Consider the following 15,424-nt stretch of genomic DNA (forward strand, 5'->3'; position numbering starts at 1 on the left):
TGATTGATAGAGCTGCCATATAATATAAGTAATCAAATCAATTCATTTAAATCAACCGAAAGTTCTAGAAGCGCAATCCTGGCAGATATACCTCTAGAACCTTCCCTAGTTAAGAGGTCTACAGTGTATTTCGAATCAATTAAAAAATCAATAACAAGCTTTCACTCAAAAGGCATTAATTTGTCTTCCTCCTGTTTTTGCAAGGTTTTTTCTTGCATTTTCTGCCTATTGAGCCTCCAATTTTGGTCTGAATCAGCATTTGCACTTGATCAGCAAGATCAAATTTTAGGAAGGCAAGCCCAGGAAGAAAAGAAACTAGAAGATCAGTTCAGGGATTTAAGAGCACCTACGGGCAAAGAGGCAATTAAAGCCCAGCCTTCAGATTTATCAACAGAAGAGCAGTTTTTATTTGAGCAAATTCAAATTATGGGGGTGACTCATTTCTCCAAAAGGCAAATGGATAGAATCACCAAACCTTTTCTCAAGAAGAAAATAAGCGTGGCTGATCTTGATGCTCTGCTCCAAAAATTAACAGATTTCTATATGGATAAAGGCTATGTGACAGCACGTGTATATTTAAAATCACCAAACTTGAAGACGCCTGTATTGATTATTCAGGTTATTGAAGGAACGCTTGATGATATTGAGGTCGAACGCAACGGCGTGCGTGATGGGCGATCACTCCTTGGCTATTCGGACTCTGGAAAATCAGCTCTGAATTTAAGAGATTTGGAACAAACGATCGATCAAATAACAAGGCTTCAGACCTATGATGCGCAGTTGGAATTAAAACCTGCTGAAGAAGAGGGTGGATCCATCGCTTACTTTAAAACAGCTCAATCCAAAAAAGTAGCGGGTCATGTGTCATATGATAACAGCGGCTCAAAAGCAACAGGGCGTGATCAAGGTGAAATTCAGTTGATTCTTGAGGATTATTTTGGAATTTATGATGCTTTCATGATCACAGGCCGCAGGGATTTAGATTTTGATGACCATCATCACAGAAGTCAGAGCCTCTCCTTTAATGCCGGAATTCCCGTTGGCTATTGGACAATGCGGTATTCAGCTTCGTACTTTGAATATAGATCAACGGTGAAAGGCAATATTGCCTCTTTCAGATCTTCTGGTTTTACAGCAACACAAAAGGCTGAACTTGAGCGGGTTTTACACAGAAATCAAGTGAGTAAGACAGGTGTGAGCTTTTTTGCCTCGCACCGTAATGCGAAGAATGCCCTTGATGATCATGTTTTAGATCAAAGCACCAATAAGATGACGCCTGTTGGGGTAAGGCTTTTTCATAATCATAGGGTTGGCCCTGGTTCTTTTTCAGGAGCGCTGACCTATAGTCAAGGGACAAGGCTTTGGGGCGCGCCAACAAGAGTGAAAGAGAATAAGCAGGCGCCCAATCCCCAGTTTAAAAAATTAACGCTTGATGCCAGTTATTCATGGCAGTTCCTAAATTCATTTTATGGATCAATTGTCGCCTTTGGGCAGCATACACCAGATCGTCTGTTCAGTTCGGAAAGAGTGTCAATCGGAGGATCATCAACCGTTCGAGGCTTTCAAGAAACCAGTATCAATGGAGATCAGGGATACTATGTTCGAAATGAGTTAGGATGGCGCTTTTATGATCCTCAAGGTGCAAAATTGAAGAAATACCTTGGTTCATTTCAAACTTTTGTGGGATTCGATCATGGCGGTTTGATTAAAGATAAACGCGATCCGCAAGAGAGAGGCCAGGTGAGCTCTGTCAGTCTCGGGTTAAGGAACCAAGGTGGCCATGTATCAACCGAGATTACGCTCTCTCGTTCCATTGATCGGCCATATTATTTGAAGGATGAGGGGCTTGTTGCCTATGGGCAAGTGACAGTTCACTTTTAAAGAAGAGAAATGATTAAAAGATCTGAGATTCTTTGAAATTTTTTTTTCTTCTAGTTGACTTTTACAAAGAGTTAACTAGAATAAGAATTCTCAAATAAATCATCTATTATTAAAAAGAGCGAAAAAAATGACTCGATCAGAATTAATCAAACAACTCATGGCCTTGAACCCTCATCTCGCAAAAGCAGATCTTGAAAAGATTGTCGTTACAATTTTTAAAAAGATTGCCGATACACTATCCGCGGATGGACGTGTTGAACTCAGAGGTTTTGGCACTTTCGGTATTAAAGTGATACCAGAACGCCCTGGCCGCAATCCAAAAACTGGTGAGAAAGTTATGATTGCTCAAAAATCAAAACCTTTCTTTAAAGCTGGAAAACAGTTAAAGGAAAAACTCAATATCGCTTAATTTAATTTTTTGCTTGGTATTATGCCTCGATAGGCTGAAAGATGTAAGTCACTATGAAAATTCTGAGTACAATCCTGGGATGTATCGTCACGTTGTTAGTGCTGATCTTTGCGATTTCGAATCGATCAGAAGTGACTTTAGCCTTTTGGCCTATTGAAGGAACCTTTTTGGTTCCCCTTTATATCGCTGCTGTTGGTTGCTTTTTGATGGGCTTTCTGTTTGCCGCTGTGATCATTGCTTATCGCTATCTTGCGATGCTGACAAAGATCTATCAATTGAATCGTAAGGTTCAGCAGCTTGAGGCAACGCTCTTTGAAGAAAAACAAAAGCGCTTCCAAGATCATGGATCCGCTCTGACATCGCGTTCTTAGGCGAGATTTTCGAAAGATAAGAAAAATCGTCATTGCGAGCGAGCAAAGCGAAGCGTGGCAATCTCTTTATAAAGATTAGATTGCCACGTCCGTTCTCGACTAAGTCGAAACCTCCTCGCAATGACGAAAATAGTATGTTTGTAGGTCTTAGCCCTTAAGCCTCATTCATATCAATGATATCAATCCCGACAATCGTGCAGCCATTATCTTGAAGATCCAAGAGCCAGTCTTGGAGTTGGCGACTAAGGGACTCAAACTGAATAGCCGTTCCCTTTAGGTTCAAAAAGTCAAGCTCTGTTAATCGAGTCATTGTCTCTGGTAATTGTTTCAAAAAGAAGTTGTCGGCCAGATTCAAAACCTTCAGCCCCTCTAATTCACCCAATGATTCAGGCAGAGTGACCAGGTTCAAAGCGCTCAGGTTGCAATATTCAGGATTTTTGAGAGTATTCAATTTGCCTTCAACAAAATCAATATCACTCGGCAAATCGATGCCTGCGACTTCCATTTGCGGCTCTGGAGCAAAGACGTCTTCGTATGCATTCATTTTTGAGGGGTCCATTGTCTTTCGTTTGAGCCAATTTTGAACTGATTCAGACAAATTATCCCATTGTATAAGCGTTCCTCTGCAATCAAGAGAGTGAAGATGCGTTAGTTTTGTGATTGAGTCAGGTAGCGTTGTAATTGGATTGTGTTGAATTTCTAAGAAAGAAAGGTGCTCTAGTCTTCCGATATCAGCAGGTAGATCTGTAATGCGATTTTCTGACACATCTAAAGTAGTCAAAGTGTTACAATTTAGAAGCTTCGAGTTGATTGTGGTTAATAGATTTAGACATAGAGTGAGTGATTGAATTGATTCTAGTGTTTCAATCTCATCAGGAATCGCTGTAATTTTGTTCATTGAAAGATTCAGGCTCTTAAGACTTTGAGCCTTTTCCCAATTGATAGGAAAGTACGTCAGCTCCTCATCAGTGATGAAAATGGATTGAACATCTCCTAGATCTGAGATTGGTCCTAAACGAATGGTTTTAGCAAATTCATCAAAATTGGGGTCAATTTCTTCCTCTGGTTTTTGTTCCATCTTTGCAATATCTTTATCGCTGATAATGACAGTGCCATTCAACTCATCGAGATTGATTGGAATGGTCTTTTGGTGGTGCAGAGTGGGAGTTGGGGGTTTTAAAGGGGATCCGGTACCTTTTGGCGGCGTTCTTGGGCTATTCAATTTTGCTGGCGATAAAGGGAGAACGGGTGTTTTTTGACTTTCTAACACATGTCTCTCAGTCAAGATCTTTTTGCTTGGCTGCAGATTTTCTTGGTCTGAAGAGCAACGCTTTTTCAAATCGGTGAGAACAACGCTAACGTTTTCTTTCCCCGAAACATTTTTTTGAGGGCTGGCCTGTTTTGGATTGATTGTAAAGACCATGGTGCTTCCTTTATTTTAAAAATAGATCATTAAATGTAATACTATCATAATTATATAAATTATGCATTAAATTTATTCAATATAGAAACATTTTTGAATGATGACTCCAAAAATACGCAATATTAGCTAAATTGAGCATTTCATGTATCGCACTATAACAAATGGGAATGTGGTCGTCAATGGGGATTTTTCTGGATGTCGATAATAAGTTAAATGCCGGCAAGTGACATTATTTCAAATTTCACTTGCAAATGTAATTAATTTTGTATATTTTGCGAATGATATTTTCATAATCCTATTATGACCCGAAAGGCACAGAAGCATGACACATTTACATGTATTAAACGAACTTAGTTCAACAGTTGAGCACCAAGAACAAGGCGTTCCTTCAGTTCAAGTAGCGCCAGAAAACCTAATTCCTAGATTATATGAAATTGCTTTTACACGCCAGTTAGAGGTGTTTAATCAGTTGCCACTTGCTGAAAGAGTGATAGAAATTCAAAACACCGCACTTACTCTAGATTTAAAGATGAGATTCCTTCAACCAGCTATAGAACGAAAGCTAAAAGAGGCTAAGACAGACGATGCCATCTTCGCTCTTTTTCAAGAGATCAAAAGCCTCTGTTCTGAAGAGACGGTTTACAATCCAGACCTCTTCCGTTTTTATATGAAACCAATCATCCAAAAAGTGCCAAGATACCAATATACGGAGGTGACATTGCAAGACTTTCTGGCAAAAACAAAAGCCTTTCCAGAAGATCCAGCTCTATCCGAAATGCTTGGGCTCTGGTATCTCGTTAAGATCGAAAATCAAGAAGAGCTTTCCTTCATTTTCCGAGAGAAGACTTTTGTAACGATGATCAAAGTCATGTATAGAATGGAAGCTACAGAAGTAAAAGCGTTTGCTGAATCTCTCAAAGAGAATAGGACGCTGACAAGTCTTAATCTTAGTAGTCGCAACATTGGAGATGAAGGCGCAAGAGCGCTTGCTGAATCTCTCAAAGTGAACGGGAGGCTGACAAGCCTTGTTCTTTATAATAACCAAATTGGAGATGCAGGCGCAAGAGCACTTGCAGATGCGCTCAAAGAGAATAGGACGCTGACAAGTCTTGATCTTAGTCGTAACAACATTGGAGATGAAGGCGCAAGAGCGCTTGCTGATGCGCTCAAAGAGAACAGGGTGCTCACAGGCCTTGATATTATGGGTAACTACATTGGAGTTGCAGTAAAACAGCTTTGGCAAGAGATGCGTGCCTTGCATCCAACAAGAAACTTTCAGCTTTAGTTTTTTGATGATTTCATGTATTGCGCTATAATAAATGGGAATGGGAATTTTTACAGATTGCTGCGTGATAGACGCAATGCATTCGCAATGACTGAAACAGAACTAAAAGACATAGCAGCGCTTGCAATAACAGGGCTCAGCAAAAGACCAAAATGGGGGTAGAAAAGCCCTGCTGCAAGCGGTATTGCGATTGTATTGTAAATGAAAGCAAGAAAAAGGTTCTGTTTGATGTTGGTAAGGGTCAGTTCACTGAGGTGTCTTGCTCTTAAAATGCCATTTAAATCACCGGAAACCAGAACAATATCAGCGCTTTCCATCGCGATATCGGTTCCATTGCCCATGGCAATTCCAACATGAGCCTGCATAAGAGCAGGGGCATCATTAATGCCATCACCAGCCATGCCAACTATATATCCTTGTTTTTGGAGCTCTTCTATATAGTGAAATTTATCTTGAGGCAAGATATCCGCTTTCACATCCTGGATGTTCAATTGCTTTGCAATGCTAAGGGCTGTTTGCTCATTATCTCCCGTGAGCATCACGATTTTGATCTGGAGTTTTGTGAGAGCCTCTAGAATCAGCTTTGTATCGGGCTTGATTTGATCCGAAATAGCAATATAACCAGCAAGCTCGTTTTGTATGGATATAAACATAATCGTTTGCCCCAATGAGCGAAGCGCCTCTATAGACTCCTGATGATTGTCCATGTTAATGCCCAAGCTCTGCAAGAGGGCTTGATTACCAAGGGCGATTGTTTTATCAGCTATTTGTCCGATCACGCCTTTGCCGGTGATTGATTGGAATTGAGTCGCTGTTTTGAGAGCGATTTCTTTGTCTTGAGCCTTTTTCAGAATGGCTTCTGCAAGAGGATGTTCACTATTTTGCTCAAGGCTCGCTGCAAAAGAGAGAAGCTCGGCCTGAGAATATCGATGATCGAATGACATAATATCAACAACGTGCGGTTTTCCCACGGTGAGCGTTCCTGTTTTATCAAGAACCAAGACGTTGATCTTTGCCAATTTCTCAAGAGCTTCGGCACTTTTGATCAGAACGCCTTCTCGTGCGCCTCTGCCTGTGCCAACCATAATGGACATTGGTGTTGCAAGCCCCAATGCACAGGGGCACGCAATGATCAGAACAGCAACACTCGTGTAAATTGCATAGGCAATCTGTGGTGCAGGGCCAAAGATATACCAAAGGATGAAAGTGATGAGAGACGTGAGCATAACACTTGGCACAAAATAAGCGGAAATATCATTCACGAGCTTTTGGATCGGCGCCTTGGATCTTTGGGCTTTTAAAACCATCTTGACAATTTGAGAAAGGAGCGTATCTTGTCCAACTTTTGTGGCCTCTATGATAAAAGAGCCAGTACCATTGAGTGTGCCGCCAATAACAGGATCGCCCACAATCTTTTCAACTGGGATGGATTCACCCGTGATCATGGATTGATCAACAGAGCTATGGCCTGTGACAATAATGCCATCAACAGGGATGCGCTCGCCTGGTTTAATACGAAGGTATTGGCCAACTTGAATCTTTGAGACGAGAATGTCACTTTCTGTTTGATGCGCGAAGGAGCTTATAAGATGTGCTGTTTTTGGCGTTAAATCAAGGAGTTGTTTCACCGCAAGACTTGTTTCAGAGCGTGCTTTTAATTCTAGCACTTGCCCCAGTAAGACAAGAGCTGTGATCACGGCAGCCGCCTCAAAATAGACATCCAGTTTTAACGCATCGCCAAAAAAGGCACTCATGATGTTGGGCGCCAGCGTGATGAACAGGCTATAGACATAAGCAACGCTAATGCCAAGAGCAATAAGGGTGAACATATTGAGATTGCGGGTCTTCAGAGAATCAATTCCTCTCATAAAAAAAGGAAATCCTGCCCATAGAACAACTGGGCTTGCTAAAAGAAGCTGAAACCAATTGAATAAAGGGTGCATGGTGAGCGTCATTAAAAAGGTAGATGATAACAGATGCGGCGCCATATTTAGTACCAGCAGTGGCAATGAGAGTGCGGCTGCAATCCAAAAGCGACGGGACATGTCTTGATATTCTGTATCCTCAGTGGGCTCATTTGTTACATGCATCGGCTCAAGTGACATGCCGCAAATGGGGCAGTGTCCGGGTCCTTCTTTGCGTATGTCGGGGTGCATAGGGCAGGTGTAGAGCATAGGGTTCCTTTGTTTTCTTATTTTAGAGAGATTTGAGACTGTTGTCAGTTTAAAAATCGTCACTCAGAGGGCCCGCCCTCGGGCCCTCTGAATGACGACTTTTAAACTCACAACCTATGTAGCAATATTTAACCCATTGTAAATCATAACTCTTAACCAAGTCTTTCATGGGTGTTGATGATAAGACGAGAAATGCGTCATTGCGAGGAAGCCGGGGGCTGACGTGGCAATCTAATAAAATAAACAAGAGATTGCCACGTCGCTGACGCTCCTCGCAATGACGAGCACACATATATCTGTACCATCTTTCATGGGTATGTAATTCAAGAACAATCAGCAATATCAGCAATTTGTCTCCATTGATGACAAAATAGCACCTCAAAAATGTTCTTATTAAGATCATTTTTACATATGTTATTGATTTTGTTGTATTTTCATCCGTGGCACGCTGGATGCAATTATAAAGGCAACATGGAAGATAAAAGTCGGAAAATCACATGTTAGAGATTAGGCGACGAAACAATAACAAACAAGAAGGAGTGAGTCAAAATGAAAAAGTATTTATTAATGACAACATGTCTATTAGCAGGGCTTTACGCTCTGCCAGCTCATGCATATTTGGCACCAACACCAAATGTGTGGGAATTTTACGGTGTTGATGCAACGGGTGCTCTTCCGACGGCAGGAACTGCCGCTATGGATGGTGATACAGCCATTCCTGACTCGACTGCTGATACAAATCTTGCAACAAAGACATACTTGGATCAGCCTGGTGGCTATGGAGTGAATGTGACAGTTTTCTTTAAAAAGATTACTTCATTTATGCCAGATACAAATAGTGATTTAACTGTAGTTTCACCTGGTGCAGGTACTTACACACTCAATTCTATTTATGAAACAAATCCAGTAAATAATAGCATTCTCGAACATAATAGAGGTGTTGACGAAGCCCCTGGTGGGGATGGTGTTGGGCTAGGCGTTCAAACAATTCCAGCATCTCCTCCAACGGCTGCGGGTTTTATTCAGTCAGTGCTTAACATCCAGGGTCCAGACGATGAGCAAGAATATTTTGATGAGATCAATTTTAATGAGCTCGTGCAAATTGATCTAGGTGTTGATTATGCAAAGTATAAAGATTGGTATATTCAATTGTCATCGATGAATCAGGGCGTTTGTGATGTTAATGGTTCTGAATTTTGCTTTGATGATCACAATAGTGCTGAAATTTACACGAGCGCAAGCGCAGATCCAAATGTTCCACTTGGGACTCTTTTAGCAACAATTGTGTCAGATGATCTCACTTTTTTAGGAAGTAGTCTTGAAAGATATCTCTATGTGAATCCAAAGGCATTACTTCATGATGACTGCTTTATTGATGAGTTGGTTGATACATCACAATGTAATTGGGACGTTGCCTTCCTTGTGAGACAATTGTCTGCAACGCCAATTCCGACTGAAACACCAGAGCCTGGTATCATTGGTCTTCTCGGTTTTGCTCTGGCTGGTCTTGGATATGCAAAAAGCAGAAGACAAGGCTAAGGCAACAGTTTCATAAAAAGAAAAATGAACCTTTTCTAACAATAAAAATACGATACCAAAACGCCCCCTAAATTGGGGGCGTCTTTTTATTGATGGGATTAACTCGTTAAAACCGTCATTCAGAGGTAGCTCTGAATGACGATATAAGAGTCCGGGATGACGAAGGGGTAGGTTTATTCCTTCTTCTCTCCAGCAATGCCTTCATCTAAAAACCTTTTAAAGGTGTCGTATGATTTTGTGCCCTCTAATCTTTTGTCGGTTCCCTGAACAATCAGCGTTGGCGTATGGACAATGTTGAGCTCTTTTAAAGTCCCAAAAGTGGTTTTAGAAACCTTGTCTTTTAGGTCGCTATTTGCCATGCATGCCTCGAAATCCTGATCGCTCAGACCAAGCTGTTCCGCATATCCTTTAAGCTTAACGCGCGGTTCATGTGACATGAGCCAATCACGCTGGTTTTGATAGAGCAGCATAACAGCTTCGTCATATTTTTCAGGTGCAGCACATGTGACAAGAGAAAGAGCCATCATAGATGCTTGATCGGCTGCAACTTCACGGATAGCGAGTTTAATTTTGCCTGTATCAACATAGTCTTTTTTGATTTGTGGCAGAATATCTTTGAAAAAGTCAGCGCAATGTGGGCAAGAAAGGCTAGAGACATTGATAACTGTGACGGGCGCTGATTCTTGTCCGATAACGCGCGAACCAGTGTAATGAAGAGCAATATCTTTTTGTGCTTTTTGGACAGACTCAGGAAAATCCTTGAGATCTGCAATTTCAGCATTGCCATCTTTGTGAAGCATCTGATAGCCCATAACGCCAACGCCTGCAAGGAATACGATTCCGAGTATCCAGGCCATAAATGATGTTTTTTCCATAGTGTCTCCTGCTTAATAAGTGCGTTTAGTTTTCTTCTTTTTTCGGCCGAATCGGACGCATAAACATCAAGAGAGGGGCGCTAACAAAGATAGATGAGAAAGTGCCAATAAAGATCCCCCAAGTGAGTGCTAAGGTGAAATCAAAGAGATTTGGTCCACCAAAAAGAAGTAAGGGTAGAATAGCAAGTAAAGTTGTCGAAGAAGTTAAAATGGTACGAGATAAAGTTTGATTGATCGACATATTGAAGATCTCTTCAAAATTTGGTTTTTTGTATTTTGTGAGATTTTCCCTGATGCGATCGAACACAATCACTGTGTCATTGATGGAATAGCCCGCAATCGTTAGAATGGCTGCGACTGATGATAGATTGAACTCAAGATCCAATAAGGAGAAAAGTCCGATGGTAACAAAAACATCGTGGAAGGTCCCCAAAAGAGCTGAGATCCCAAATTGCCATTCAAATCGAAATGCAACATAGACAGCAATTGCAAGGATCGCAAGGCCTGTTGCGATCAAGCCGTTTTTGAAAAGCTCATCGCCAACTTTTGGGCCAACCAGTTCAGTCCGGCGAATCTCAAATTTTTCACCAAGATAGTTTGTGATTTCTTGTGTTGCCTTGTTTGTGGCTGCAATATCACTCTGTTGTTGAACATTGATCATAATTTCACCGTCAGCCCCGGCAGATTGAAGCGCAATTTCGCCCAAATCCATTTTTTCGAGATCAGATCGGATGTCTGCAAGCGAATATTCGTTGAGCGCCTTGGCTTCAATCAAAATACCGCCTTTGAAATCAATCCCCATGTTGAGGCCTTTAAAGCCAAGGCTTGCAAAAGAGATAAGGAATAAAAGAAGTGTGAATCCGTATGCGAAGTATCTTTTGCCAACAAAGTCGATCTTTGTTTGATCAGGAATAAGCTTCATGGGAATGGTGAAAAAACGGCCGGTCATCGAAAAGTCCCTTTCATGTCAGGAAAATGGTTCAATAAAGAAGATTATACACTTCTGCGATAATAATGCCAATGCCAAATAGCATTAAAAATTTTGGCATAAAAGAGCTCCCGAAGACTTGATAGCGATATTTGGTGTTTTCTCCGTAAGGATGGCTGTGTCTCATTTTTAAGACGAGCATCGATGGAATGATAACAGCCAAAAAGCTGAGAGCAACAGCCGCAAAAGCAAGCGCATGAACAAATGCATCGGGATAAAGCAGTGAGACAAAGAGTGGAACTGAAACGGTCATGAGCAAGGCAAGAAAATGCGTTTGTTTGATTTTGAAATTTGTCAGAAATTCTTTAAAGAAATCATGTAACCCCATACCAACAGCCAGAAACGACGTGATAATCGTAAAAAAAGTAAAGAAGTTCACATAGAAAATCAGCTGTCCTTGCTCGCTCATCTGTGACAAAGTATCGATGAAAAGACCAAGCTCTCCTTTTTGTCCAATGAGTGTTGCAAAACTATTGTCTCCGATCATCGGAATCGTTCCTAAAGAGCAGAGTTCCCAGAGTGTGTAGAAGAGAATAGGAAAAAGGCTGCCAGAGATAATAGCAAGTCTTGTATGCTTTGGATGTGGGCCGATGTATTTGACAATAGCAGGAATCGAGCCATGAAAACCAAAGGCTGTAAAGAATACGGGAATGGCAAGCCAGTAAGGGCTTGTTTTTGAAAAATCAAATGGAATGCTGATGAGAAGATTCTCAGATTTGATCAAAGGGAAGAGGGTGCTGATCAGTAAAATAAAGAACCCAAGCTTGAAGATGAAGAAAAAGCGATTGATGTAATCGGTTCCGCTTGCTGGAAAAATAAGAGCAATACATCCCAAAAGTGTAAAGATGATCTGCCATCCAGAAATGGAAAAGTCTGAAACAATGTTTTCGAGCGGTGTTTGTCCTAGTGAACTTGTTAAAGATGAGGCTCCGCCTGAGATATAGGCGGCAAGCAGTGCGTAAAACAGAATGACAATCGATGCAAATGAGATGATGTGCCAAAAGCGACCAAGGACTCTTTTTGCAAGATATGCAATGCTTTGAGCTGAGCCATATCGAAGATTAATTTCAAAGGTAAAAAGAGCAGAGCAAATCATGAATGACCACATGATCATCATGAGCAAAAAAGCAGCAGGAAAGCCAATGCTAGCTGATGCTAAAGGAAGAGCGAGCATGCCTGCGCCGATTGCTGTGCTGGCAATTAAAAGAGAGGCGCCAATTGTTTTTAAAGTGAGTGAAAGTCTCATGTTTTGTCCAAATAATTTTGTAAATAACAAGATTGTTACTTTGTGTGTTGCCGCACCGTCACTCAGAGGGCCCGCCCTCGGGCCCGCCCGTCAGGCCGAAGCCTTGGCGTAGGCTGATGGAGTCTCTGCAATCTCTTAACAACATTGCCTTAGGTTGTTGTTTAATGAGATTCCATCCTCCTACGCTAAAGCTTCGGCGGGACAAGCGCCACCCTTTAATAGGGCGGCTCTGAATGACGGTTCTTAATACTTACTCTCATTATGTAGAGGTCTTAATGGTCCGTCATAGTATACAGATTTTTAAAAATGAATAAAGAGTTAACTTATTTCCCACAAGCGCCTCTTTTTTGTGGTATAAAGAAAGTAAGAGAGGGTATCTCTCTTTTTTATGAAAAGACATAGACAGGGACTTTAATCTATATTAGATTAGGAATGGTTCAAAAATTCTGAACCAATTTATCTCATTAATGTGATTCAAAGGTCTTATCTCATGCTCTTATCTCGTTCATTTCTTCCGATTTTGAAGGAAGATCCTAAGGAGGCTCAAATTGTCTCGCATCGTCTGATGCTCAGAGCCGGTATGATTCGTCAAACCGCTGCTGGAATCTACGCTTGGCTCCCGCTCGGGTTCAAGGTTCTGAAGAAAATTGAACAAATTGTACGTGAAGAGCAAGATAAAGCAGGCGCTCTTGAGATGTTGATGCCAACGCTGCAACCTGCAGAGTTATGGCAAAAAAGTGGAAGATATGATGCTTATGGCAAAGAAATGCTGCGCATCAAAGATAGGCACGATAGAGATCTTCTTTACGGGCCAACAAATGAAGAGATGTTGACTGATATTTTTCAATCAGTTTGCAAGTCATACAAAGACCTGCCAAAGCAGCTTTACCACATACAGTGGAAATTTAGGGATGAAATTCGTCCACGTTTTGGATTGATGCGGGGACGCGAATTTTTGATGAAAGATAATTATTCCTTCGATTTGACTTATGAGGGGGCGAAATTATCTTATCAGACCATGTTCTTGGCCTATTTAAAGACCTTTAACCGCTTGGGCATTAAGGCCATTCCAATGAAGGCTGATACAGGTCCGATCGGCGGTGATATGAGCCATGAGTTTATTATTCTGGCTGAGACAGGGGAAAGTGCAGTTTTCTGTGATGAAAAACTCATGGATATTTGTGCAGCAGCTGAAACACAAGGATATGGTAATGCAGCTGAGCTTGATCAGTTCTTTGCAAAATGGACAGAGCCTTATGCAGCGACAGATGAGATGCATGATCCTGCAAAATGTACTGTGCCTGCATCAGATTTGCTCCAAGCGCGCGGTATTGAAGTTGGGCATATCTTCTACTTCGGAACAAAATATTCCGAATCAATGGAAGCCTATGTGATGAACCCTGAAGGCAAGCAAGTGCCTGTTGAGATGGGATCTTACGGTATTGGTGTGTCACGCTTAGTGGCAGCGATTATCGAGGCAAGCCATGATGAGAATGGTATTATCTGGCCAATGAGTGTTGCGCCTTATGATGTGGTGCTGGTGAACCTGCGTCCTGATGATGAAGCAGGAAAAGCTTATGCTGATGAGCTTTATGCGTCTCTGAAGAGAGCGAATATTGATGTTCTCTACGATGATCTGGAAGATAATCCAGGGACAAAATTCTCAAGAGCCGATTTGCTTGGGATCCCTTATCAGATTGTTGTTGGTCCTCGTGGTTTAAAAGAAGGCACCGTTGAATTGAAAGAGCGTAAATCAGGAAATCGCGAGACGATTTCAAAAGATGAAATTGTCGCAGCCTTTATGGCAAAGCACAATCATGGCATCACGTCATTGGGTGGCAAAGCAAAGCAAATTTTGACAGAATTGTCTGATATTGCTTTTGAACCGATTGCGGCCAGCTGGTAAGAGGAGAGGCAATGTTTCAGTATTTCGAGCGAAAGTTAGCCCTGAGGTATTTAAGAGCCAAGCGCAAGGAAAGTTTTATTTCCGTGATTGGGATCCTTTCATTTCTAGGGATTTTGCTTGGAATGGCGACTTTGATCATCGTGATGTCTGTGATGAATGGCTTTAGGGATGATTTCCAGGATCGTATTTTGGGATTGAATGGACATTTTCAAATCACTGATATGGGGCATCCGCTTGAAAAGTACGAAGATGTGATGAAAAAGATTTCGCAATTAAGTACAGTCAAGGCGGTCTATCCCTTTATTGAATCACAAGCTTTGGCAACATCAAACAACAATTCTCAAGGGGTGATGGTCAGAGCCATGTCAATGAATGGCTTCATGACAAAGACAAAACTTCTGGATTCGATTGTCTCGGGTCCTTTTGAACTGAAAAATTTCACAGGTCGTAAAGCCATTGTGGGTGCCCTTATGGCAAGGAATTTCGGTTTGAGCGTTGGGGATCAATTTACTGTGATTAGTCCAAAAATGATGGCAACAGCTTTTGGTTCAGTGCCAAGGCAAATGGTTTTGGAAGTCGCTGCTGTCTTTCGTATTGGCATGTATGAATATGATCAGAGCTTTGTATTTGTGCCTTTTGCAACAGCACAGCAATTTTTTGATATGGGACAATCGGTCACAAGCCTTGAGGTTTTGATCTATGACATCAATCAAACAGAGCAGGTCGGTAATCAAATCTATCCACTTCTTGGGCCTTATCAAGATTTACGTGACTGGAAAAGTTCGAGCGGATTTTTAGATGCTTTAATGGTTGAGCGCATTGTGATGTTTATCATTTTGACTTTGATGATTTTAATTGCAGCTCTCAATATTATTTCGGGCATGATCATGCTGGTCAAAGATAAAGGCAAAGATATTGCGATTCTGCGCACAATGGGTGCAACGCAGGGCATGATTATGCGGATTTTCTTTATGGTGGGTGCATCGATCGGTGTTGTAGGAACTTTTGTTGGAACGGTGATTGGTGTTCTGTTTGTGGTAAATATTGATCATTTCCATCGCTTTGCAGAATCACTGCGTTTTACATTTCCCGCTGTTGCGGATTATATGAGTCGTCTGCCAGCCGTTTTGGATTGGGCGGATGTGATTTTCTTTGTGATCCTATCTTTGACCTTGTCTTTCTTAGCGACGCTTTATCCGTCATGGAAAGCAGCTCAGCTAGATCCTGTGGAGGCCCTTCGCTATGAGTAAAAGTAAAAATCCAGTTCTGGATGTTCAAGATGTTTTCCACGGCTATGGCCATGGCAATACACGTGTTGATGTTCTGC

The 15,424-nt window shown here is 41.5% G+C and carries 12 protein-coding genes; 7 read left to right on the top strand and 5 right to left on the bottom strand.

What is annotated here, in order from left to right; translation table 11 throughout:
- The first annotated feature begins 228 nt into the window (after positions 1-228).
- From KBF71_07540 to KBF71_07550, 3 genes are all read left to right on the top strand, one after another.
- Positions 229-1,881 (top strand): ShlB/FhaC/HecB family hemolysin secretion/activation protein, encoded by a 1,653-nt coding sequence (locus tag KBF71_07540; protein MBP9878164.1) that lies wholly within the window; start codon positions 229-231, stop codon positions 1,879-1,881.
- 127 nt (positions 1,882-2,008) lie between these two features.
- Entirely contained in the window at positions 2,009-2,290 is a 282-nt protein-coding gene (locus KBF71_07545; protein ID MBP9878165.1) for an HU family DNA-binding protein, read from the top strand.
- 53 nt (positions 2,291-2,343) lie between these two features.
- The gene (locus KBF71_07550; protein MBP9878166.1) at positions 2,344-2,661 is read left to right on the top strand and encodes a DUF1049 domain-containing protein; all 318 of its coding nucleotides are present in this window, start codon (positions 2,344-2,346) and stop codon (positions 2,659-2,661) included.
- 154 nt (positions 2,662-2,815) lie between these two features.
- Here KBF71_07550 and KBF71_07555 read toward each other — a convergent pair whose 3' ends face one another.
- Positions 2,816-4,084, bottom strand: a complete 1,269-nt coding sequence (locus KBF71_07555) for a hypothetical protein (protein MBP9878167.1) — start codon at positions 4,082-4,084, stop codon at positions 2,816-2,818.
- Between the two features lie 529 nt (positions 4,085-4,613).
- Here KBF71_07555 and KBF71_07560 point away from each other — a divergent pair.
- Positions 4,614-5,369, top strand: a complete 756-nt coding sequence (locus KBF71_07560) for a hypothetical protein (GenBank protein MBP9878168.1) — start codon at positions 4,614-4,616, stop codon at positions 5,367-5,369.
- A gap of 50 nt (positions 5,370-5,419) precedes the next feature.
- On the opposite strand, the gene KBF71_07565 is transcribed toward KBF71_07560, so the two are convergent.
- Positions 5,420-7,543 carry a copper-translocating P-type ATPase gene (locus KBF71_07565; GenBank protein MBP9878169.1) on the bottom strand — a complete coding sequence of 708 codons (2,124 nt, stop codon included), beginning with the start codon at positions 7,541-7,543 and terminating at the stop codon, positions 5,420-5,422.
- Between the two features lie 549 nt (positions 7,544-8,092).
- On the opposite strand from KBF71_07565, the gene KBF71_07570 reads away from it, so the two are divergent.
- Positions 8,093-9,082: a hypothetical protein gene (locus KBF71_07570; GenBank protein MBP9878170.1), complete on the top strand. Its 990-nt coding sequence runs from the start codon at positions 8,093-8,095 to the stop codon at positions 9,080-9,082.
- Positions 9,083-9,255: 173 nt separating this feature from the next.
- Here KBF71_07570 and KBF71_07575 read toward each other — a convergent pair whose 3' ends face one another.
- Genes KBF71_07575 through KBF71_07585 form a run of 3 tightly spaced genes read right to left on the bottom strand, consistent with a single transcriptional unit; the run spans position 9,256 to position 12,191 of the window.
- Positions 9,256-9,957, bottom strand: coding sequence for a DsbA family protein (locus KBF71_07575; GenBank protein MBP9878171.1), 702 nt, complete (start codon positions 9,955-9,957; stop codon positions 9,256-9,258).
- 25 nt (positions 9,958-9,982) lie between these two features.
- Positions 9,983-10,906: a protein translocase subunit SecF gene (gene secF / locus KBF71_07580; GenBank protein MBP9878172.1), complete on the bottom strand. Its 924-nt coding sequence runs from the start codon at positions 10,904-10,906 to the stop codon at positions 9,983-9,985.
- Between the two features lie 31 nt (positions 10,907-10,937).
- On the bottom strand, positions 10,938-12,191 hold the full coding sequence (locus tag KBF71_07585; GenBank protein ID MBP9878173.1) for an amino acid permease: 1,254 nt from the start codon (positions 12,189-12,191) through the stop codon (positions 10,938-10,940).
- A 490-nt stretch (positions 12,192-12,681) separates the two neighbouring features.
- Between KBF71_07585 and KBF71_07590 the strand changes: the two genes are divergently transcribed.
- Positions 12,682-14,097: a proline--tRNA ligase gene (locus KBF71_07590; protein MBP9878174.1), complete on the top strand. Its 1,416-nt coding sequence runs from the start codon at positions 12,682-12,684 to the stop codon at positions 14,095-14,097.
- Between the two features lie 11 nt (positions 14,098-14,108).
- Entirely contained in the window at positions 14,109-15,347 is a 1,239-nt protein-coding gene (locus tag KBF71_07595; GenBank protein ID MBP9878175.1) for a lipoprotein-releasing ABC transporter permease subunit, read from the top strand.
- Positions 15,348-15,424 lie beyond the last annotated feature (77 nt).

Source organism: Alphaproteobacteria bacterium (assembly GCA_018063245.1).
Lineage (GTDB): Bacteria > Pseudomonadota > Alphaproteobacteria > JAGPBS01 > JAGPBS01 > JAGPBS01.